A 20,994-nucleotide genomic window follows, 5' to 3' on the forward strand; every position below is an offset into this window, starting at 1 on the left:
AATGGTATGGTACCCAAACTCTCGGGTATCATACCATTTTTACTATTTAAACAAATTTACATACTCTTTTTTTACGATCGGCATTAATATATCGCTATTTATAGTAAACTCAGGTATTCCTGCAGCGTATGGAGCTATATCGTATAAATCGAAATACAGCACTATGTTATTATCATAAAAATAGTATTTTTGATTATCTTTTATAGTATTAAACTGATAAATTCCTACGTTTTCTTTATTCTCACTCTCTAAAGATTTTATTTGAGATTTTATTTCGTTATTTATTATGTCTTTATAATTACTTTGCTCTAAAAATAAATCCGACAGCTCTAAAAATTTCCCACTTCTAATATCTATATTATATGCAATATCATCATAAAATCCATGAGCTCCTCCACTGTAATTATAATACCTCATCTTTAAGCTCAAAATAGAATCTGTATTTTTTTCTACTTCATAATCCGTATTCGCTTCAAATTTTACACCATCTAAATTATTATTTACAAAATTATCTTTTGCTTCTTTATAATTTTTTTCAAAAAATAAATTTACATCGCCCTTAATTTTATCATTTATAGTTTTTTCAATTTTTTTATTTTCATTTAAAATATTTGGTATATTTAACACACTGTTGATATATTTATCAGTTTTATCTATTCTCTCATTGTTTACTATACTCTTAGAACTCTTGTTAGCAGAATCTTGCCCTTTATTATTCCCTTTAACAACATAATTTGATTCAATTATATTTCCTTCTATTTTATTTGATTCTAACTTTAGTTGTTTATTTGTATAAACAATTACAGTAACTGTAACAATAAAAAATCCAATTAAAAAAATAAATTCATGTAATTTTCTGCCTCTCTTACTTTTTTATAAATCATATCAAACCTCCAAATACAGATAGTATGTACTATATGTTTGAATTATATTTATAAAAAAAAACTAATTCTCTTGATATTGGCGGTATCTAAAACTAAACAAGTGCATCTAATGTATATGCTGGTTCATGTATTTCAAATTTCAATGTGCTATGTTCTCTACATGGATTACTGTATCCTATATTAATCTAATTTTAGTTTGTTCTTTTAAATTCTTTATTTTTTCTACAAACCCTCTTACTTTAAAATCAAAATAAAATTATATGTGTTATAATAACCTCATAATAAAATTTCGAGGAGAGGTTATTATGAGTAAATATAAAATTGCAGTTTGTCAGATGAAAACCACAGACAATAAAAAACAAAATATAGAACATGCTATAGACATGGTAAATGTTTCTTCAAAAAATGGAGCAGAATTAATAATTCTTCCAGAAATGTTTAATTGTCCTTATGAAAATAAGTATTTTCCCAATTTTGCAGAAAAATATCCAGGTGAAACTACTCAATCTCTTTCAGATGTAGCGAAAAAAACCATATATACATAGTCGCAGGAAGTATACCAGAATTATGTTCAGGCAAAATATACAATACTTGTTATATTTATAATAGAAACGGTGAATTAATAGGAAGACACCGAAAAATACATTTATTTGATATTGATATAAAAGATAAAGTCTACTTTAAAGAATCCGATATCCTTTCAGCTGGAAATAAAGTCACAGTTGTTGACACCGACCTTGGAAAAATAGGTATAGCCATATGCTATGATATTAGATTCCCCGAACTTTCAAGAATGATGGCCCTAGAGGGAGCTGAGATAATAATCTTGCCAGCTGCATTTAATATGACTACCGGCCCTGCCCATTGGGAGTTATCAGTAAGGATGAGAGCTATAGATAATCAAGTTTTCTTTGTAGGTGCAGCTCCTGCTAGAAATAATGAGGCTTCTTACACTGCATATGGCAACTCTAGAATCTCGGATCCTTGGGGAGATATTATAGCATCGGCTGATGAAAGTGAATGTATCTTATACGCAGATATCGATAGAGCAATGATAGGCAGTATTCGTGAACAACTGCCTTTGCTTAAACATCTAAGAACAGATCTTTATTAAAACTAAAAGAAACTAGACTTATAAGTAATTTTCAATATTAGCCTAGTTTCTTTCTATTTTATGTTTTATTTTTTTATGTTTTATTTTTTTATCTTTTATTTGTTGTTAAATTTTTTATTATTATTTTCATCCTCTACGTATGAATCCTTTGACTCGCGATTTTTCTTTGGGGTTAGTTGTAATATACCATTGCAAAATACTATACCCCCAGTCAACAGTATACCTTGGACAAAGGATGTGAATATTGCAAATAAAACTCCTTTCCAATTTGGTATACTAAGCGTAGAAAATAGATATAACCCACTGAGCAGAACTGATATAATCAATAAAATTATGTTTACTTTGTTTGGGTTCAGCTTTTCTGCTATTAAAAATTTCCCTAATATATAAAGTACCGGTAGCAGTACAAGTAATTCACTTCTTACATATTTATTTATTAATGCAATAAAATCAGGCATAAAAAAATCACCTCCTTTAAATACACATGAATTCATAGTATATTTTATTCAAAGTGAAGTGACTTTGTTCTTTATTTAAGATCTATTTTATATCTTCGTAAGTATAAATTGACAGTTTCCTTCTATATTTATATCACCAGTATTAGCAGGTATAAAAAGGCTATCCCCTTTTGTAAAATCTATTGAGATATTATCATTTACAACTCTTCCACCGCCTTCAAGTATAATAACAGAATTAAAACTATCTTTGTCTACATTTATCAGACACTCTGTTAAAACGTCATACTTGAACACTGTAAAGTATTTACATGAAGATAATCTCCTCTTTGTATAGTTTTCAAACTTCTCAAATTTATCTACAATATTAATATGTTCATCAGTTTCTTCTAACTTTACTACATCAATAGCCTTATCTATATGTAGCTCTCTGGTATTTCCATTTCTGTCTACTCTTCCAAAATCGTATATTCTATAAGTTTTGTTTGAATTTTGTTGTATCTCACAGATTACGATTCCTGAACCTATAGCGTGTATAGTACCCGCTTCAATAAAGAATACATCGCCCTTTTTTACAGATATCTTATTTAAGACTTCCAAAACAGTATTGTTTTCTATTCTCTGCTTAAATTCGTCTTTAGATATATCTCTGTTTACCCCATAGTATAAAAATGAATCCTCTTCACAATCCATAACATACCATAGTTCAGTTTTACCGTGCTCTTTCTCTACTCTCAGTGCATATTCATCATCGGGATGAACTTGTACAGATAGAGAAGTCTTTGCATCTATAAATTTGATTAAAACAGGAAAGTCGTCAAATTGATCACAATTTGTACCTAAGCTTTCTCTACCTATTTTATACAAATAGTCACCAAACTTAAGTCCTTCGTAAGTCCCACTTGCCACTATACTCTGCCCATCTTTGTGATTTGATAACTCCCAACTCTCAGCGACTTTATCTAAATTCACTTTTTTATTGTATAATTCTTTAAGTTTAGTTCCTCCCCATAGATAGTTCTGAAAGGCAGGTTTTAACTTTACTATCTCCATTATAAAATGTCCTCCACATCTGTTTACTAACTTGTTTATCTAAAATAAGATCTATACTGTATTTTAAGCTCGCTCTTTGGAAATAAAGTTTCGTATAGATTTATGAAATAATCATCAGTCATACTCGCAATATAATCTACAACTACTTCATCAGGTTTTATTTTTAAGTCACCTGTTAAACTGTCTTTATAAAAACCTTTTAACTTAGGATGGTTTACATGATGTCTGTATAAATAAGAATTGTAATCCTTACTTACTATATCTTCTATAAATCTATCATACAAGTCAAACAACATATGCCTTATAGTTTCATTATAAACGTCATCAATTTTAGGGTTTCTATATATTACTTTATTATTCTCATTTCTTAAAGCTAAAAAATCACTGTATACTTTATCATCAATCTTTAAATAATTTTTTCCAAAGCTATTTTTCACTATATTAGATACCATCTTTTTTATAATCTCTCTATTATCTTTGCCGAGTATTCCGCTGTGATCAAAGTCCTCATCTGTTCTAAGCTTTGCTCTTATGGCATCCTGTCTATCTCTACCTACATAAGCTACCATATCGCTGATCCTAACCACACAACCTTCAAGTGTAGCAGGTCTCATTTTGTTTACAGCATTTTTATCTAAATAACACATCTCTATTCTTCTATCTAATTCTTCAAAATTATATACCATTGATGGTTCGAAATGTGAAAAATCTTTATCTCCATTGTGACATAAGATTCCATCAAGTGTCTGAAGTGTCAAATTGCTATTTGTTATATGCTGTAATACTCTAACACTATGCACATTATGCGTAAAGTATCTGCCAGTATTTTTAAAGAATTTTTCATTTAAAAACTCTTCTCCTTTATGTCCAAAAGGCGTGTGGCCTATATCGTGACCAAGTGATATAGCTTCTATCAAATCTATATTTAAATTGAGCGCTTGACCAATTGTTCTCGCAATTCTAGACACAAGCTGGACATGTAGACTTCTTCGAGTTATGTCGTCATTTAAATAAAATGAAAATACTTGTGTTTTATCAGAGTATCTATTATAAAATAAATTATGAAGTATCTTATCAGTGTCAATTACAAAACTCGATCTGATTAAATCAGACTTGCTTCTCATCTTGTCAATTCTAAATGCTTCACTATCCTTTGTTGCAAATTTATTTAAATTTTCATTTTTCTTTTCAATTTGTTGTTTAAGTAATTCTTGTTGAGATGGATCCAATTGAAAATAATTTTCCATATTATCACAACTCCCAGTGTTTATTATAAACTTATTCTCATTTAATTAATATAAAAATTACTTATTTTCTATGCAAATTTTTTTGTATTATATTATTATAACATATGAAAGAGAGCGAATCTAATTTAAATCCACTCTCTTTTATATTAATAATAAATCATTTTATTTTATTGTGTTATTTTAAGCTACTTTTTAAAGTTTTCTATAATAAGTGGCTGTATCTGAGTCTTGTCAAATGCTAGTTCTATAGTCTCTACAAGCTTATCTAAGTTTGCAGTCATACTACTAGGCTTCGAAACTGGGTTATCTTGACCAAACGGAACAAAATAAATATGCTCTGTATTTATAAGCTTCATTATATTTATCCCATTCATCCCAAGAGCATCGTTAGTACATGGCGCTATAACGAGAGAATTCTTATTTCTAAGTGTTGCTTTTGCCGCCATTAAAACTGCTGTGTCCGTTATTCCATAAGCAAGCTTTGCCATAGAGTTACCCGTCATCGGAGCTACTACCATCATATCAAGAGGCATTATAGGTCCAAAAATCTCAGCCTCATCTATAGAATATATAACATCATTTCCTGTTATACTTTTCAACTCTCCCAAAAATTCATCTCTATCGTGAAATCTAGAACTGCTATTGTAAACAATATCTGTAACTATTGGATATACTTTCGCATTTAGTTCTACTAGTGTTCTCATAGGTTCTAAAATTTCTTTTATTGTACAAAATGATCCTGTTATACCAAACCCTATTTTTTTTCCTGTAAGCATGACTTCACCTTCCTATAAATATTTTTAGCAAGTATATCTCCCGCAAACTTAACTGCACATTTACTTGGAATACTTGATAGTATTACAAAGTTTTCATTTATACTCTCTACAAACTCCACATCAAATCCATGAGGCTTAGAAGATATATCTATTATTAGAGATTCTTTGAACTTTTCTATATGATCTCTTTCTAACACCTTATTTGGTACAGTATTTACAATTACATCAAAGGAATGATTGTAGATATCTTCAATATATACTGGTTTTACTCCATTTCCTATAGCCCTAGCTTCTTTAATCTCATTCCTAACTAAAGCATATACATTGGCATTCAATCCGCTTAATCTTTTACACAAGTCTTGACCACATCCCCCATAGCCAATAACCAGTATTTTGCTGTCAAATACTGGCATCTTGGTATTTTGAATAATATGTGAGATTACTCCTTCTGATGTAGGAATCGCATTCATAAGGGATACACTCTTATCTTCCATCAAAGGCAAATAATCTAAATTGTAAATCTCGCTCATTTTATCCAAAAATTTATTTCTAACTCCTGAAAATAACAGTGTATTTTTGCTCAGTGATTCAAAGAATCTGTTGTTGTACTTTTCACTATTAATATCTTCTTTAAATGGAAATAATATGAAATCTAGATCTTGAATATTCTCAGCACCAGCATCAATTATTACTTCGTGTTCTTTTAAAAATGAACTCACATAATCATATCTATCATCATCTTTAATAATCAGCCCTCTCAGATTGAACACCTCCCACTTTCTTAAGTATAATTTTATTTTATGCTTCTTAGACCTTTGTGTGATTAAACAAAATTGTGAATTAATAAAATAATATGTATGCTATAATGTGTTTATTATATTTTCGAGGTGATAAGATGCAAATAAGCCGATTGTTTCAAATTGTGTACATACTATTAGACAGAAAGACCATCACTGCAAAAGAACTAGCTGATCGTTTTGAAGTGTCTGTTAGAACTATATATAGAGATATAAATACTCTCGGTACTGCTGGTATTCCTATATATACTAGCCAAGGTAGAGGTGGAGGAATTAGCATTTTAGACGACTATGTACTCAATAAATCTCTACTCTCAGATGATGAGCAAAAAGAAATCTTGATAGGACTACAGAGCCTTAAAGCTACTAACTATCCAGATATAAAAACACTTGATAAAAAACTTTGGGCCTTGTTTAGTAAAAATAAACAAAGCTGGATTGAGATAGATTTTTCTTATTGGGGAGGCGGAAATGATGAAAAAGATAAATTTCAAATATTAAAGAACTCAGTGTTAAACAAAAACACTGTAGAGTTTAGCTACTCCAACGCAAACGGAGATCAAACTATTCGTCAAATAGAACCTTTAAAGCTTATATTTAAGAACAAGTACTGGTATGTGTGTGGATTTTGCCTACTAAAAAATCAGTTTAGAATATTTAAAATTTCTAGGATATCAAATTTAAATTATACAGAAATATTCTTTGATAGGGATTTACCAGATGACTTAGATCTAATCAAAGAAAAATCTGTGGGCTATAAAGCCTCAAATATAGTACTAAAATTCTCAAATCACATATCTTACAGGGTCTACGATGAGTTTAATATAAATAACATAGAAAAAGATGCTGATGGAAATCTTATAGTATCACTATCATACCCAGAAGATGAATGGCTTTATGGATATATACTGTCCTTTGGTTTTTATGTAGAGGTCATTGAGCCACAAGGGTTGAGAGGTATTATTTCAGATAAGATATCTAAAATGTCGAATATATATAATTAATGTAATAGATAATATGATTTATTATCAATAGCTCTGATTCAAAATCATACTTTTTCAAACAAATTTAAAAGACGCTCTACAGTTATAATGATCACAGTTTGAGCGCCTCTTAAATATTTTATTTTTTAATCCCATTTTTAAGTCTTTTTTTATTCTACTTATTAATTCTATTTTTTAATTCTTTCTTTTAATGTAACTTTAATTGTATCTCCGGGTTGCTTACCTATCTTCTCCCTTATATCTTTTCTGATGCCGATTATATGGCATGGCGTTTTCATTCTGACTAAACTACCATCATAAGGTTCTCCGTCAAAAGTCGCGTGAACAGGGACTCTTCCCTTTCCAAATTCTTTTTTTACATCGAAAGGTATTTCTATATAGGCACCATTTATATCTGGAACCTTTTTTATAACTGCTTCAAATTTATATATTTTATCCATTTTGACTCCACGATTTAATTATAGTTTATTTTCCTTTATTCTATCTTTCGTCCTTTTAATAAAACTCCCCGACATAATACCTAAAAAGTTAAATATAAAGTAAAGTACCCCATAGTACGCAGCTGAACTATTGTAGTATATAAATATTGTCGGAAAAAATAGTATTGCTAAAACTAGTAGATATATCAAGCTAAAACCATTTCTATATCCAAAAACCATGCTTATTATAATACATACAATTGGATTCACAAGCACTAAAAACGTAAAAAGTAGCTCTTTTGAATAGTTAAATTTTGTTATCAGCGGCAACACATAAAACAACACTGCAAATATTATTGCATATATTGTTATATTATTTTTTGCTTTATTCAATTTTTACACTCCTTTTAGAGTAATACTCTTATTTTAAGTCTATCCTAAATTAATATACACCAATTTACGTTATTTGCAAAAAATTGTATATTTTTAGGAATTTTTCTAATTATACTATAGAAATTTCTCTTAATCAACACAATCTATATAATTACATCAATTTGATTGAATGTAGATATATAGTATAATGTATTGGTGTATTAAGAAATAATTAAGATTTTTATAAACTTTAATTAAAACTCTAAATCAAAAGTTTTGATATGATTAACTTATAAAATTTCTGAGTTAAAAGAAATTAATATTAGGAGGACTCATGAGCGTTAATATTTTAGTAGTAGACGATGAAAAAGAAATAGCCGATTTAATTGAATTGTACTTAAAAAATGAAAACTACAATATATATAAATTTTATAGTGCAAAAGAAGCCCTAAACTGCATCCACACTGTCAACTTAGATTTGGCAGTAATCGATGTCATGATGCCAGAAATAGATGGGTTTGAACTCTGCCAAAAAATCAGGCAAACACATAACTTTCCTGTGATAATGCTTACTGCAAAGGTAGAGGATATAGATAAAATAACGGGTCTTACACTTGGTGCAGACGATTATATAACCAAGCCGTTTAATCCATTAGAAGTAGTTGCACGTGTTAAAGCTCAACTTAGGAGATTTACTAGATACAACGAAGGATCACAGGTACAAAAAGATGTTATAGATTTTGCTGGACTCGTTATGAATAAAAATACATATAAATGCAGTCTAAACGAAAAAGAATTATCCCTTACCCCTACTGAATTTTCAATCTTGTGGATACTCTCTGAAAATATAGGCAATGTAGTTAGCTCTGAAGATTTATTTGAAAAAGTATGGGGAGAGAAATATTTCAGCAATAACAATAATACAGTTATGGTTCACATTAGGCATTTACGTGAAAAAATGAACGACACCGTGAGTGAACATAAATTTATTAAGACAGTTTGGGGGGTTGGTTATAAAATTGAAAAGTGATATATCAAAATTAAAGAATAAGATATTTTCACATATTTTATTTGTAACAATCGTAATCAGTATTATAGGACTTTTTATTATACTATCAATGATGAATGGAGTTTTTGCAAACTTCATTATGTCAGTCTTAGAAAATATCTTTGGAATGGACTCTATAAATTCGTATTACTTTTATACCGATGTTATTAGAGACAACAAAAGTTTTCTTCTTGTTTCCACATTTATAATTATTCTACTTATAGGATTTTATTTTGCACTTTCTAAATTAACAACCTACTTCAATCAAACAATTGAAGGCGTAGATAAACTTCTTGATGAATCTCATGAATCGATCAAGCTATTACCTGAGTTAGAATTTATGGAGAACAAACTAAATGCTGTTAAAAAGACACTTCGAGAGAGAAATGAACAAGCTCAAGAAAGCGAGCAGAGAAAAAACGATCTTGTTGTTTATTTAGCACACGACATAAAAACACCCCTAACTTCTGTTATAGGATATCTAACACTTCTAAGCGAAGCCTATGATATGCCACTTGAACAGAGGCGTAAATACACCGATATAGCACTGAACAAATCCTTTAAATTAGAAGATCTAATAAATGAATTCTTTGAGATCACTAGATTTAACCTTCAGAATATAGATCTCGAAAAAGAAGAAGTTAACTTATCATTTATGATAAAGCAATTATCAGATGAGTTCTACCCAACATTTGAATCTAAAGGGATTTCATGCACAGTTTTAAGCGATGGAGATATATATTTAAAGTGCGATGCCGATAAACTTGCAAGAGTATTTAACAATATACTAAAAAATGCACTTTCTTATAGTTACAGCAACAGCGAAATCAAAATAACAGAAAAAAACTTTGGAGACTACATTGATATCACATTCCAAAACAAAGGAAAAAAGATACCTGAACATCAGTTAAACACAATCTTCGAAAAATTTTATAGATTGGACTCAGCCCGCTCTACAAATACTGGTGGCTCAGGGTTGGGACTTGCTATTGCTAAAGAAATAGTAGAACTACACGGCGGAAAAATATTTGCCAACAGCAATGATGAATTTACTAGTTTTACTATTCAACTTCCTATATCATAAATCAACACACAACAAAATCGTATCGAAAAGGTATTAATTATCGATACGATTTTGTTGCGTAGATTAATTCAATATCATAAGTTTTATTGCAAATTAAATTATATTAAACATAGCTATTATAGAAGTTATTGTATTCGCAAACCATGAACAATCCTACTCGATACTATTGATCCTCCTGTCAACTTATCGTTCATCCATGCTATAAAGTATGCTATAGCTCCTGTCATTAAAATAATGACTGGCGATCTTACTGCACGAACACTTCCAATAAACATTGCTCCATGTAAAAAACTAAATAAAGTTTAGCTTTTAATTAATTTAAGGTTATCTTAAGATTTAAATAAGTTTACATTAATAATTTGCTAAGTTTGAATTAAAATATTGCTCCCCTTAATGTAGTTAAATAGAGTTATAAAGAATTACATAACCGAGGAGAGTGCAATTATGTTTAAAAAAAGAAATAATAAAAGATTAAAACCAATGAATATATTTATACCAACTATAATTTTTCCTACAATTTTACTCTGCATTACTTTATTCACCGTGTACAATACAGGTAAATATCAAAACTGGAACAATAGTAATACTTCGCAAACTAGCATACTTAGATTTAATAAATCAAGCGATAAAAACAACTCTGAAATCCCTATAATTAGAAACATAAACAGTAAAAATGCTATTTTAGTAGAAAATAGTAGTGGTAAAATTATTGCTCAAAAAAATAAAGATGCTAAATGCTACCCCGCATCTCTAACTAAGATAATGACAACTATTGTAGCTATAGAAAACTTAAATGATTTAGATGTGGAAATCCCAATTAAAAGCAGCGTATTTGAATCTCTGAAAAATTCAAATGCCTCTATGGCTGGTTTTTTACCTGATGAAAAGGTTAAAGCAAAAGATGCACTTTATGGAATAATGCTTCCTTCAGGAGCCGAATCATCATTAGGAGTTGCAGAGTATATATCAGGTTCTGAGGATAAATTTGTAGACCTTATGAACAAAAAAGCTAGAGAACTTGGAATGAAAAATACTCACTATACAAATACAATCGGTTTACATAACTCCAATCACTACACAACTTCCAACGACTTATCTATATTGCTGGATTACGCGCTTGAAAATGATACTTTTAAATCTATATTTACAACAGATAGATATTCCACATCCCCTACAAATTTAAATTCCGCTGGAATAACATTTAGAAGCACAACCTTTGATAAAATAGATAGCGAAAATTTTGGTAGGGGAAAAGTCATTGGGGGTAAAACTGGTTTTACAGATAAGGCGGGTCTTTGCTTAGCAAGTCTACTTGAAAAAAATGGTGAAGAGTACATTTTAATAACTACAGGTGCAGAAAAAACTAACAATGAATCTTCTTCTAATATAATCGATGCTTTTAATATATACGATACTTATTTTCACTAATTCTAGAACAAATTTAGATATTTATATATACAATAACTATATAAAACTATATTATTTATGTTAAGTATTGCCTATCAATTATTAGATCAAAAACAAATATGTTTTGAGAAAGGAGTTTTTAATGAGAAATAACTATCAAATCAGAACATTTAAAGAAGAGGATTTAAAATACGGGTTAAATTTAGCTTGGAATGTTTTTCTAGAATTTGTAGCTCCTGACTATACATATGAAGGGGTCGATAACTTTAAACAGTTTATCGATTACAATTCTATGTTAGAACTTTACAAGAATAAAACTATGGATTTTTGGGGGTGCTTTGACGGAGATGAGATTGTCGGCGTGATGGCAACTAGAAATACAAATCATATTGCTCTTCTATTTGTGAATAAAAGCTATCATAATCAGTCCATTGCTGCTGATTTATTTTCTAAACTTACGATATACCTAAAAGACTTTGCTTTAGTAAATAGGATTACTGTAAATGCTTCACCATATGCAATAAACTTTTATCATAAATTAGGTTTTTTGGATCTTGATAATGAAACAAATTCAAATGGAATGATATTTACTCCAATGGAATATTTTATCAATTGATTTCCTTATATTATTGGACAAAAAATTAACTCTAGAGAATAATAAGCAACTTATTTATCTCTAGAGTTTCTATTTTACATACTTATTATTTTATATTAAATCCTTAAAATTCCATTTAATTCATTAACTTTATATTTAACCTATAAAAACTCACCGTATCTTCTTATATAAACTTTCTTTAATATAGTTACTAAAATCATATAAGAAGCTATTATTAACCCAAGCCAAGAGAAGTAGTAAATAGGAAGTGCTGCCATACCTAAACTTGCACCTAGGCTAGTATACGGTAAAATTGTTCCAACCGCTATTCCTATAGAAGTGAATACAGTGACAGCTAACGATGCCCTGCTTTGTACAAATGGTAATTTTGGAGTTCTAATCATATGAATTACTAACGTTTGACTCCATAGAGATTCAACAAACCATCCTGCATGGAACAATGCCATAAATATTGTTTTGTCTACTCCAGCATCACCATAAAAGCCTCCAAGTGCAATTGGGCACACTACAAAGAACATAACAATATAAGTTACGATATCAAACACTGAACTTGTAGGTCCTATCCAAACCATAAACCTGCCTATTGAAGAAGCATCCCATTTTCTAGGTTCTTTGATATAATCTTCATCTACATTATCCCATGGCATCGAAACACATGAAATATCATAAATTAGATTTAATACTAAAAGTTGAATAGGAAGCATTGGTAAAAATGGTAAAAAAGCACTTGCTACCAAAACTGAAAACATATTACCAAAGTTTGAACTAGCAGTCATTTTAATATATTTTATTATATTTGCAAAAGTCTTTCTTCCTTCTTTAACTCCCTCTTCAAGCACCATTAGATCCTTTTCTAGAAGTATAACATCTGCAGACTCTTTTGCTATATCAACTGCTGTATCTACTGAAATCCCTACGTCTGATTCTTTCATCGCAGCAGCATCATTGATACCATCGCCCATAAACCCTACTGTATGACCATTTTTTCTAAGAATATTGACTATACGTACTTTTTGCATAGGAGAAAGTTTTGCAAATACAGTTGTTTTTTCTACTACTTTAGATAATTCACCATCATTCATGTTGTCAATATCAGAACCTAATAATAAATTATCTACTTCAAGGCCTACTTGCTTACATATAGATCTAGTAACTGCATCATTATCACCAGTAAGAACTTTAACGCCCACTCCATAATCATTAAGTGCAATTATAGCATCTTTAGTAGTTTCTTTTGGCGGATCTAAGAATGCTAAATACCCCATTAATACCATGTTTGATTCATCACTTACAGAAAACAGACCTTCTGTAGACGGATTTGTCTTTTGAGCTATAGCTATAACTCTCATTCCATTGCTATTTAATTCTTCTACAGTATTTAAAATTTCGTTTTTTATTTCTTTAGATAACTCAACTACTTCGCCTTTATACTCTGCCCACTCACTAATACTAAGCATTTCTTCAACAGCGCCTTTTGTAATCATTTGAGTTTTGTCGTTTTTGTCTTTAATAACTACGCTCATACGTCTTCTATCGAAATCGAATGGAATCTCATCCACTTTTTCATAGTCCCTAGTTAAGTCAGGGAATCCGATATCTTCTGTATGATTTAATATAGCTATATCCATAAGATTTTTTAAACCAGTCTGATAATAACTATTTAAAAATCCATGACGCAGTATTCTGTCATCGCTATTTCCGTGTATATCTAAATGGTACTCAAGGACCACCTTATCTTGAGTAAGAGTTCCCGTTTTATCAGTACAAAGTACATCCATGGCGCCGAAATTTTGAATTGAATTTAAATTTTTGATAACAGTCTTCTTCTTAGACATTTTTACTGCACCTTTTGCAAGGTTTGTAGTCACGATCATAGGTAACATCTCTGGAGTCAGACCTACAGCAATTGATAACGCAAATAAAAATGCCTCCATCCAATCTCCCTTTGTAAATCCATTTACAAAGAAAACTATTGGAACCATACACGACATAAATCTAATTAGAAGCCATGAAACTGAGTTTACACCTTTTTCAAAGCTTGTTTCAGTTTTTACTCCAACTATAGACTTAGCCATAGATCCAAATAAAGTGCCATTTCCTACAGAAACTACAACTGCACTTGCTGAACCACTTATTACATTACTCCCCATAAAAGCTAAATTATTGCTTTCAAGGTGATTTAAAATAGTTTCATCTACTGCATTAGGTAATTTTTCTAGTGCCTCACTCTCACCTGTTAAAGCTGATTGACTTATAAATAAATCTTTTGCTTGTATTATACGAACATCAGCTGGTATCATGTCGCCTGCTGATAAATGTACTATATCGCCTACGACTACTTCACTTAGCGGAATCTCCTTTGCTCCCATACCTTTACGTTCAATATTGGCAGTTATCTTTACCATTGCCTTTAGCTTTTCGGCTTCATTTCCCGAACGCATCTCTTGTATGAATCTCAAAACACCGCTTATCGTAACCATAGTTAACACAATAATCACTGCTGTATAATCTTTATCACCTGGCGCAGCGATCAAAACATCTGTAATAAATGAAATAACTGAAAGTACTAATAGTACTATTGTGAATGGATTTATAAATGCCTCTAGTAATCTTTTAAAAATAGATTCTTTTTCATCGTGATCGATCGTATTTTCACCATAATTTTCGCGTATATCTTCTACTAAAGTCTCATCTAATCCATCAAATGAAGTGTTAAACTCGTTTAAGATTGTATCTACATCTTTTCTTGCTATATCTAATAATCTATCTGTTGATATTAATTTCTCTTCTTTTTTTAAATTTCTTCTAGTCATTATTTTATACCTCCTCGTTATAATCTTTCCAAAACCACCTGGATGTATAACGACACAAAATAAGAAAGAAGTAATTCCTATTAATTATTTAATTTTATATAAAAAACATTAGGCGGAAAAATGAACCGTGGAATAACATCATTTTCATCAATCCCTTTACTTCGACCATCAAATTTTATGCCTTTGCTACTTTCAGGGTCCATTTTGTTCACCTCCATAAATTAAAATATCTATATAAACCCCTAAGGGGATAAATTAAGACAACTAAAAAATCCCTCGCCAAAGCAAAAGCAGTGACAAGGGATAAAAGTCCGCATTAAATATAAGACTGAAAAATCACAGTCATATCACCGTTCAAGCTTTAGCTTCGCAGGGCAATGTAATTGCATTAGACTATGCCTTGTTTATCGACATAATCTGCTAACCATCTCATAGTGTCTCCACTATTTTGCGGCAGCAACCCGTATCCCTGCGGTAACCTCACCTACCGAGTTTATTTAGTTCTCTATTATTTAGTATATGTATCTTTTTAAAATTTGTCAACCCAACATATAGTTTATTTCCCACTACATTTTGTAATATTTTGTCTTAAATTATCTTATTTATACCTTTTAAGGTTAACAGTAAAAGTAGCCTTTTCAAATGCACTGTAATCAAAGAAGACTCAATAACCGAACTTGATTTACTGTTCTTTTCTATCGTTTCAATAAATATACTATTATAAGAAGTTATTAAATTACCATACTCTCAGAGTTTTCCGAGCTATGTACTTTTATAGAATAGGGTGAGGAAAAATATATGTGTAATTTTTATCTGCTTTTATTTTAACGTGTTCCTCTATTGAAACTTTGTCAAAATACATAAAATTAACCCCCTCAAATCTAAAAATATTATTGTACTAAATTTAATTATACAGTTGAAATTAAAACTGTAAACTTACATCCCAATATGATATTCTAATCATAATTATAAAATAATTTGGAGGTAAAAAATATTGATTAAAATAATATCCTTGCTAGAAAACGTTAGCAATTTTGATAATTTGAAATCAGAACATGGTTTATCCCTATACATAGAAAAAGATAATTTAAAGTGCCTAATGGACACTGGCGGTTCTGATAAATTTCTAGAAAATGCTAAAGAGCTCGGTATAGATTTGACAGATTTAAGCTGGGTTATAATTACACACAATCATATAGATCATATAGGAGGTCTTGAATCACTTCTTGAATACAATAAAAATGTTAATGTAATCATAAAAAATGATGCTAAAGGTGCTTTCCATTTTAAAAAACTTTTTATTAATAAATACATCGGAATAGATAGAAATATATTTGAAAAGCATAAGGATAGGATTCTATTTTTTACAAAAGACTGTAAAATTTCAGATAACTTTTACTTAAGATCTAATTCTATAAAAAATCCTTACTTTGTTTGCAAAGATAAATCTCTTATGGAGAGGAAGAAAGGAAAACTTGTACCCGACGAATTTAATCATGAGCTATTTTTGACTATCGAGGATGGCAATAGAGTAATTATAATAAGCGCTTGTAGTCATAGCGGAATAGTTAATATAGTAAACACTACACAGCTTTTGTACCCTAATAAAGAAATCTCCCATGTTGTAGGCGGGTTTCATATGATGGGATATGGAATCAAACAACTAAACTGCGATAAAGAATATATACACGAAGTTGCAGACATACTTGATAAATCCTGTACTGAAAAAATTCTAACTTGTCATTGCACAGGAAAAAAAGCCTATAAAATAATGAAAGAGCAACTCGGAGATAAAATATCATATCTTTCTACTGGACAAAGTATCATAATCAATTAATTTCTTATGTTATTTTAATATTATAAGGTTAATGATATGTTTTTTAAAATAGAAATAGATAGGCCTGGCTCAAAAGTAGTTTTCAATACTGATATTCCTAATTACAATATCTAATCAAATAATAGTTCATACTTTTGAGACAGCCCATAAATTTATCTTTAATTTTCCTTTTCTAATTTTAATAAGAATTCTTTTACATCAAGGCCCCCACCGTATCCTACTAATTTCCCATTTGATCCAATCACACGATGGCATGGAATAAATATAGATATAGGATTTTTGTTGTTCGCCAGACCTACAGCTCTGTATGCCTTTGGGCTGCCTACTTTTTTTGCTATATCTTTATAGCTACAAGTCTCTCCATATGGGATACTTTTTAAAGCCTCCCATACTTTTAGTTGAAATTCTGTCCCTTCTGGCTCTAGAGGTATGTCAAAGTTTTTTCTATCACCAGATAGATACTCCTTAAACTCATTAAAAGCTTTTTTTATTAGTTCTGTTTCCTCGATATTTTTGCCTTCTACATCTATTTTATTCTTGAAGTATAGTTCTGTAATAGCTTTACCATTATCCGCAATAGCTAACTCGCCAATCTCGGTTTCGTATACAAATATATTTTTCATAAAATCCTCCTAAAATGAGTCTTACTTAAACTTTATTTCTTTATTTCTTTATTTCTTTATTTCTTTATTTCTTTATTTCTTTATTTCTTTATTTCTTTATTTAAAATTATATCAGTAAGTACATATGTTTGCTATACATAAAAGTAAATTTACCATCTATTACCTGTAGAATATTTTTTACATTATTGAATATAATAGAACATAAGTTCTGTTAATTATGGTAAAATAATATGTGAGGTGATTTTGTATGGATAGAACTATATTACATTCTGATATAAATAACTTTTATGCTAGCGTCGAGTGTTTATACAACCCCTCTATACGCAATAAGCCAGTAGCTGTTGGAAATAATTCAGATGCGACTTACGGAGTTGTTCTAGCAAAAAACTATTTAGCTAAAAAGTTTCAAATTAAAACTGGCGAATCTCTATGGGAGGCAAAGCGAAAATGCTCTGAGCTTGTAATTGTACCTGCTAACTTTGACAGATATCTTAGATTTTCTAAAATGGCTATTGAGATTTACAATGAATATACCAATCAAATAGAGTCTTTTGGACTTGATGAATGTTGGTTGGATGTTACTAACAGCCCATTTGGAGATGGAGAAACAATTGCAAATACTATTCGGGATAGAATAAAAAAAGAACTCGGTGTGACAGTATCAATCGGTGTAAGTTTTAATAAGATTTTTGCAAAGCTTGGTAGCGACCTTAAAAAACCAGATGCCACAACTGTTATACATAAAGATAATTTTAAAAGTGAAATCTGGGAACTCAATGTTAAGGAACTCTTATGTGTAGGTAAATCAACACAGAATACATTAAAAAAATACAATATTTTTTCCATAGGAGATCTCGCAAATACCTCTCCTCAGTTTATAAAGAGAGTGTTGGGTAAAAGAGGTGAAGAAATTTGGAGCTTTGCAAATGGATATGATTCGTCACCAGTTGCTGAACTAGACTCTAAGTCTCTGATTAAAAGTATAGGAAACTCTACAACTACTAAAAAAAATTTAGAGACTTATGAAGATGTGAAGATAATTTTTTACAAGCTAGTAGAAAGTGTAACCGAAAGACTTCGAAGACACGAATTTGTGTGCAGTACGATTCAAATAACTGTAAGGGATAATACACTCACATCTTACGAAAGACAGGCAACTTTAGACATACCATGTTCATGCACAAATGAGATTTTTAATAAGGCTTTTGAGTTGTTTAAGAGGCACCATAATCCTTTTATACCTGTAAGAAAACTTGGCGTTAGAGCATGTAATTTATCAAGTTCAAATATTACACAGCTTTCGTTTGATGATCAATTTGTAGATGTTCAAAAGAATGAAGATCTTGACAAAACTATGGATACCATAAGATATAGATTTGGCCACTTTGCTGTACAACGAGGAGTTTCACTTGTAGACACAGAACTTTCGAGTCTTAATCCAAAAGACTACCATAAAATCCATCCAATAGCTTGGACAAAATAAATTAAGTTGGCAAATATCAATATATATAGGAGTGCTTTATGAAAGAAAAAGTTTTTGTTGAAATAGTAGCAAAGTATACTTATGAAGGTTCAATTCATCCATTAGCGATCCTCTGGGATGATGGACGAGTATTCAAAATAGATAAGATCACAGATGTATGTAGAGCCGCATCTTTAAAATCTGGAGGTGTAGGAATAAGGTACACAATATCTGTGAAAAATAAACAGAGATACTTGTATTTAGATGAAGATCATTGGTTTATTGAGTCATAAGAGTTATAATTGTATCTGTGTAATATTTATGTAGAATTAAGATTTATCTATTTTTAAAGTAAAGGAGCGATTACATTGAACTTCCAAATAAAAAAATTTGAGGATTTAACTGCTAATCAAATATATGAAATTTTAAGAATAAGAAGCGAAGTTTTTGTAGTAGAGCAAAATTGTGCTTTTCAGGACTGTGACAACGATGATCAAAACTCATACCATATTTTTACTACTGACAATGTTAGAATAGTATCTTATCTACGAGTATTAAAAAGAGGTATATCTTATGATGAAATATCTATCGGTAGAGTCTTAGTCGCTAAAGATCAGCGAGGTAAAGGTATTGCCAAGGAACTGTTGATAAAGGCTATAGAATTCATAGAAAATACTCTCAATGAATGTGAGATTAGAATTTCTGCGCAAGAGTATTTAAAAGAATTCTATAGTAGCCTTGGATTTGAAATATCTTCTGACATGTATTTAGAGGACGAAATACCTCACATAGAAATGTTCTATAATAGCGCAAAATAAATATTATTTCGTAGTTAGTACTACTTCACCTTATTTTTAATGCTAATGTATATGAATATTTGTAGTGTTATTTTGACTACTGCTCTGCTATGACTCTACATCTTAATCCTGTAAGGTCACTATCATCCAGCCACATAGTATATACTGTAAAAGGATCAGATCCTATTTTTTGTAAATTGCTTAAATTTTCAATAACATATACCCCTTTACTTTCACACAATCTATCAGCTGGTTGGTGCTCCTGACCTCTACGTATCCCCGAACAATCTATACCGATAAAATTAATTTTTTTATCAAGTAGGAAATCTATTAATTTATGAGAAAGTTGAGGGTGATTGTTGAAATACTCCTTAGTTCCATATTCAAATTTCTCGATGTGAGATGTTCTAAAAACCACAAAAGAATTTTCTAAAATATTTGTTCCTTCAAGATCTTTCGGCTCAACCTCTCTATCATAGCAGATCTCCGACACATCTATTAAAACTCCACTACTCTTAAAATATTCTATCGGAATATCACTCTTACAATAAGTATCTAAATGAGTTCCAACGTGACCTGCTGCCCTTAATTTATTTTCCTGAGTTTCAATCCACTTCATAGCATCACTATCTTTTTCTATCTTTGTTGTCAAATCAATTATCATAATTACCCTCCTCTATTTCTGTTCTTAGATATTCATTAAATTTTTCTAGAACTTCTAAAGTTATATTTTTGTATTTATCCTCTATTTCCTTAAAAAATCTTTCGTCAGTTTTTTCCCAAATACTGTGAATTTTTTCATGCTGTAAGTATATATCTTTTCCTACCTCAGTCAGAAAAAAATACCTTTCTTTCTTATTTTCAGGAATTTGAAATACTCTAATAGTATCTTTATTTACAAGTTTTTTTATTATCTTACTTACTGCACTTTTTGTCATATTTAAATTTTCGGATATTATAGTTACATTTACTGGTTCAGATGCTCTGCCTATTTCATCTATAGTGTGAATTTCTGATAATGTATATCCCTCTATTATTCCTTTGTTCCTTATCTTACTAAGGACATCTTCTTTTTCATATACTTCTTTTAATACCTTGATTATTTTTTTATCTACACTCATAACTGACACCTCTTTATAGTTTCCCAGGACACAATGTTATTATATTACTTGCATATCTATTTGTC

23 protein-coding genes, 1 pseudogene and 1 riboswitch are annotated in these 20,994 nt (G+C 30.2%); of the genes and pseudogenes, 10 read left to right on the top strand and 14 right to left on the bottom strand.

Features of this window, described 5'->3' with window-relative positions:
• Nucleotides 1-42: 42 nt before the first annotated feature.
• The gene (locus T473_RS0100995; protein ID WP_077065752.1) at nucleotides 43-840 is read right to left on the bottom strand and encodes a DUF3298 and DUF4163 domain-containing protein; all 798 of its coding nucleotides are present in this window, start codon (nucleotides 838-840) and stop codon (nucleotides 43-45) included.
• A gap of 349 nt (nucleotides 841-1,189) precedes the next feature.
• Here T473_RS0100995 and T473_RS15895 point away from each other — a divergent pair.
• Nucleotides 1,190-1,998, top strand: a pseudogene (locus tag T473_RS15895) (carbon-nitrogen hydrolase family protein).
• A 95-nt stretch (nucleotides 1,999-2,093) separates the two neighbouring features.
• Here T473_RS15895 and T473_RS0101005 read toward each other — a convergent pair.
• From T473_RS0101005 to T473_RS0101025, 5 genes are all read right to left on the bottom strand, one after another.
• Nucleotides 2,094-2,456 carry a phage holin family protein gene (locus T473_RS0101005; RefSeq protein ID WP_024620225.1) on the bottom strand — a complete coding sequence of 121 codons (363 nt, stop codon included), beginning with the start codon at nucleotides 2,454-2,456 and terminating at the stop codon, nucleotides 2,094-2,096.
• A gap of 87 nt (nucleotides 2,457-2,543) precedes the next feature.
• A complete protein-coding gene (gene manA, locus T473_RS0101010; protein ID WP_024620226.1) occupies nucleotides 2,544-3,506 on the bottom strand; it encodes a mannose-6-phosphate isomerase, class I in 963 nt (320 codons plus the stop codon).
• Nucleotides 3,507-3,541: 35 nt separating this feature from the next.
• The gene (locus T473_RS0101015) at nucleotides 3,542-4,753 is read right to left on the bottom strand and encodes a deoxyguanosinetriphosphate triphosphohydrolase family protein (protein ID WP_024620227.1); all 1,212 of its coding nucleotides are present in this window, start codon (nucleotides 4,751-4,753) and stop codon (nucleotides 3,542-3,544) included.
• A 185-nt stretch (nucleotides 4,754-4,938) separates the two neighbouring features.
• Nucleotides 4,939-5,529, bottom strand: coding sequence for a dipicolinate synthase subunit B (locus T473_RS0101020; protein WP_024620228.1), 591 nt, complete (start codon nucleotides 5,527-5,529; stop codon nucleotides 4,939-4,941).
• On the bottom strand, nucleotides 5,508-6,299 hold the full coding sequence (locus T473_RS0101025) for an NAD(P)-dependent oxidoreductase (protein ID WP_024620229.1): 792 nt from the start codon (nucleotides 6,297-6,299) through the stop codon (nucleotides 5,508-5,510). Before T473_RS0101025 ends, T473_RS0101020 begins: the two co-directional genes overlap by 22 nt.
• 125 nt (nucleotides 6,300-6,424) lie before the next feature.
• On the opposite strand from T473_RS0101025, the gene T473_RS0101030 reads away from it, so the two are divergent.
• Nucleotides 6,425-7,330 carry a helix-turn-helix transcriptional regulator gene (locus tag T473_RS0101030; protein ID WP_024620230.1) on the top strand — a complete coding sequence of 302 codons (906 nt, stop codon included), beginning with the start codon at nucleotides 6,425-6,427 and terminating at the stop codon, nucleotides 7,328-7,330.
• 167 nt (nucleotides 7,331-7,497) lie between these two features.
• Here the strand turns inward: T473_RS0101030 and T473_RS0101035 are convergent, their stop codons facing one another.
• Together T473_RS0101035 and T473_RS0101040 are read right to left on the bottom strand one after the other, a co-directional pair.
• Nucleotides 7,498-7,770 (bottom strand): DUF1905 domain-containing protein, encoded by a 273-nt coding sequence (locus tag T473_RS0101035; protein ID WP_024620231.1) that lies wholly within the window; start codon nucleotides 7,768-7,770, stop codon nucleotides 7,498-7,500.
• Nucleotides 7,771-7,788: 18 nt separating this feature from the next.
• Nucleotides 7,789-8,142 carry a hypothetical protein gene (locus T473_RS0101040; protein ID WP_024620232.1) on the bottom strand — a complete coding sequence of 118 codons (354 nt, stop codon included), beginning with the start codon at nucleotides 8,140-8,142 and terminating at the stop codon, nucleotides 7,789-7,791.
• A 313-nt stretch (nucleotides 8,143-8,455) separates the two neighbouring features.
• On the opposite strand from T473_RS0101040, the gene vanR reads away from it, so the two are divergent.
• Nucleotides 8,456-9,151: a VanR-ABDEGLN family response regulator transcription factor gene (vanR, locus tag T473_RS0101045; protein ID WP_024620233.1), complete on the top strand. Its 696-nt coding sequence runs from the start codon at nucleotides 8,456-8,458 to the stop codon at nucleotides 9,149-9,151.
• Complete coding sequence (locus tag T473_RS0101050) at nucleotides 9,141-10,253, top strand: sensor histidine kinase (RefSeq protein ID WP_024620234.1); 1,113 nt, start codon at nucleotides 9,141-9,143, stop codon at nucleotides 10,251-10,253. Before vanR ends, T473_RS0101050 begins: the two co-directional genes overlap by 11 nt.
• Before the next feature lie 125 nt (nucleotides 10,254-10,378).
• Here T473_RS0101050 and T473_RS18400 read toward each other — a convergent pair whose 3' ends face one another.
• Nucleotides 10,379-10,528 carry a hypothetical protein gene (locus T473_RS18400; RefSeq protein WP_161627522.1) on the bottom strand — a complete coding sequence of 50 codons (150 nt, stop codon included), beginning with the start codon at nucleotides 10,526-10,528 and terminating at the stop codon, nucleotides 10,379-10,381.
• 169 nt (nucleotides 10,529-10,697) lie between these two features.
• Between T473_RS18400 and T473_RS0101055 the strand changes: the two genes are divergently transcribed.
• A complete protein-coding gene (locus T473_RS0101055; protein WP_024620235.1) occupies nucleotides 10,698-11,681 on the top strand; it encodes a D-alanyl-D-alanine carboxypeptidase family protein in 984 nt (327 codons plus the stop codon).
• Nucleotides 11,682-11,802: 121 nt separating this feature from the next.
• Nucleotides 11,803-12,276 (top strand): GNAT family N-acetyltransferase, encoded by a 474-nt coding sequence (locus T473_RS0101060; RefSeq protein WP_024620236.1) that lies wholly within the window; start codon nucleotides 11,803-11,805, stop codon nucleotides 12,274-12,276.
• 140 nt (nucleotides 12,277-12,416) lie between these two features.
• On the opposite strand, the gene mgtA is transcribed toward T473_RS0101060, so the two are convergent.
• Nucleotides 12,417-15,089, bottom strand: a complete 2,673-nt coding sequence (mgtA, locus tag T473_RS0101065) for a magnesium-translocating P-type ATPase (RefSeq protein ID WP_024620237.1) — start codon at nucleotides 15,087-15,089, stop codon at nucleotides 12,417-12,419.
• A gap of 80 nt (nucleotides 15,090-15,169) precedes the next feature.
• Complete coding sequence (locus tag T473_RS19350) at nucleotides 15,170-15,292, bottom strand: hypothetical protein (protein ID WP_278246337.1); 123 nt, start codon at nucleotides 15,290-15,292, stop codon at nucleotides 15,170-15,172.
• 136 nt (nucleotides 15,293-15,428) lie between these two features.
• Nucleotides 15,429-15,588, bottom strand: a riboswitch (M-box (ykoK) riboswitch).
• Between the two features lie 495 nt (nucleotides 15,589-16,083).
• On the opposite strand from T473_RS19350, the gene T473_RS0101080 reads away from it, so the two are divergent.
• On the top strand, nucleotides 16,084-16,926 hold the full coding sequence (locus tag T473_RS0101080) for an MBL fold metallo-hydrolase (protein WP_024620238.1): 843 nt from the start codon (nucleotides 16,084-16,086) through the stop codon (nucleotides 16,924-16,926).
• A gap of 158 nt (nucleotides 16,927-17,084) precedes the next feature.
• Here the strand turns inward: T473_RS0101080 and T473_RS0101085 are convergent, their stop codons facing one another.
• Entirely contained in the window at nucleotides 17,085-17,549 is a 465-nt protein-coding gene (locus tag T473_RS0101085) for a methylated-DNA--[protein]-cysteine S-methyltransferase (protein ID WP_024620239.1), read from the bottom strand.
• Between the two features lie 247 nt (nucleotides 17,550-17,796).
• Between T473_RS0101085 and T473_RS0101090 the strand changes: the two genes are divergently transcribed.
• The 3 genes from T473_RS0101090 to T473_RS0101100 all read left to right on the top strand — a co-directional run bounded on the left by T473_RS0101090 (nucleotide 17,797) and on the right by T473_RS0101100 (nucleotide 19,829).
• Nucleotides 17,797-19,032 carry a DNA polymerase Y family protein gene (locus tag T473_RS0101090; protein WP_024620240.1) on the top strand — a complete coding sequence of 412 codons (1,236 nt, stop codon included), beginning with the start codon at nucleotides 17,797-17,799 and terminating at the stop codon, nucleotides 19,030-19,032.
• Nucleotides 19,033-19,070: 38 nt separating this feature from the next.
• On the top strand, nucleotides 19,071-19,304 hold the full coding sequence (locus tag T473_RS0101095) for a hypothetical protein (protein ID WP_024620241.1): 234 nt from the start codon (nucleotides 19,071-19,073) through the stop codon (nucleotides 19,302-19,304).
• 75 nt (nucleotides 19,305-19,379) lie between these two features.
• A complete protein-coding gene (locus T473_RS0101100; protein WP_024620242.1) occupies nucleotides 19,380-19,829 on the top strand; it encodes a GNAT family N-acetyltransferase in 450 nt (149 codons plus the stop codon).
• Between the two features lie 76 nt (nucleotides 19,830-19,905).
• Here T473_RS0101100 and T473_RS0101105 read toward each other — a convergent pair whose 3' ends face one another.
• Both T473_RS0101105 and T473_RS0101110 read right to left on the bottom strand, forming a co-directional pair.
• Complete coding sequence (locus T473_RS0101105; protein ID WP_024620243.1) at nucleotides 19,906-20,472, bottom strand: cyclase family protein; 567 nt, start codon at nucleotides 20,470-20,472, stop codon at nucleotides 19,906-19,908.
• Nucleotides 20,462-20,929, bottom strand: a complete 468-nt coding sequence (locus T473_RS0101110; protein WP_029791416.1) for a MarR family transcriptional regulator — start codon at nucleotides 20,927-20,929, stop codon at nucleotides 20,462-20,464. Before T473_RS0101110 ends, T473_RS0101105 begins: the two co-directional genes overlap by 11 nt.
• Between the last annotated feature and the right edge of the window lie 65 nt (nucleotides 20,930-20,994).

Origin of the sequence: Clostridioides mangenotii TR, assembly GCF_000498755.1 — a bacterium.
In the GTDB taxonomy this organism is placed as follows: domain Bacteria; phylum Bacillota; class Clostridia; order Peptostreptococcales; family Peptostreptococcaceae; genus Metaclostridioides; species Metaclostridioides mangenotii_A.

Coding starts and splice junctions, on each gene's coding strand:
- T473_RS0101005 (WP_024620225.1), bottom strand. CDS start 2,456: ATGCCTGATTTTATTGCATTAATAAATAAATATGTAAGAAGTGAATTA.
- manA (WP_024620226.1), bottom strand. CDS start 3,506: ATGGAGATAGTAAAGTTAAAACCTGCCTTTCAGAACTATCTATGGGGA.
- T473_RS0101015 (WP_024620227.1), bottom strand. CDS start 4,753: ATGGAAAATTATTTTCAATTGGATCCATCTCAACAAGAATTACTTAAA.
- T473_RS0101020 (WP_024620228.1), bottom strand. CDS start 5,529: ATGCTTACAGGAAAAAAAATAGGGTTTGGTATAACAGGATCATTTTGT.
- T473_RS0101030 (WP_024620230.1), top strand. CDS start 6,425: ATGCAAATAAGCCGATTGTTTCAAATTGTGTACATACTATTAGACAGA.
- T473_RS0101035 (WP_024620231.1), bottom strand. CDS start 7,770: ATGGATAAAATATATAAATTTGAAGCAGTTATAAAAAAGGTTCCAGAT.
- vanR (WP_024620233.1), top strand. CDS start 8,456: ATGAGCGTTAATATTTTAGTAGTAGACGATGAAAAAGAAATAGCCGAT.
- T473_RS18400 (WP_161627522.1), bottom strand. CDS start 10,528: ATGTTTATTGGAAGTGTTCGTGCAGTAAGATCGCCAGTCATTATTTTA.
- T473_RS0101055 (WP_024620235.1), top strand. CDS start 10,698: ATGTTTAAAAAAAGAAATAATAAAAGATTAAAACCAATGAATATATTT.
- T473_RS0101060 (WP_024620236.1), top strand. CDS start 11,803: ATGAGAAATAACTATCAAATCAGAACATTTAAAGAAGAGGATTTAAAA.
- mgtA (WP_024620237.1), bottom strand. CDS start 15,089: ATGACTAGAAGAAATTTAAAAAAAGAAGAGAAATTAATATCAACAGAT.
- T473_RS19350 (WP_278246337.1), bottom strand. CDS start 15,292: ATGGACCCTGAAAGTAGCAAAGGCATAAAATTTGATGGTCGAAGTAAA.
- T473_RS0101085 (WP_024620239.1), bottom strand. CDS start 17,549: ATGAAAAATATATTTGTATACGAAACCGAGATTGGCGAGTTAGCTATT.
- T473_RS0101090 (WP_024620240.1), top strand. CDS start 17,797: ATGGATAGAACTATATTACATTCTGATATAAATAACTTTTATGCTAGC.
- T473_RS0101095 (WP_024620241.1), top strand. CDS start 19,071: ATGAAAGAAAAAGTTTTTGTTGAAATAGTAGCAAAGTATACTTATGAA.
- T473_RS0101105 (WP_024620243.1), bottom strand. CDS start 20,472: ATGATAATTGATTTGACAACAAAGATAGAAAAAGATAGTGATGCTATG.
- T473_RS0101110 (WP_029791416.1), bottom strand. CDS start 20,929: ATGAGTGTAGATAAAAAAATAATCAAGGTATTAAAAGAAGTATATGAA.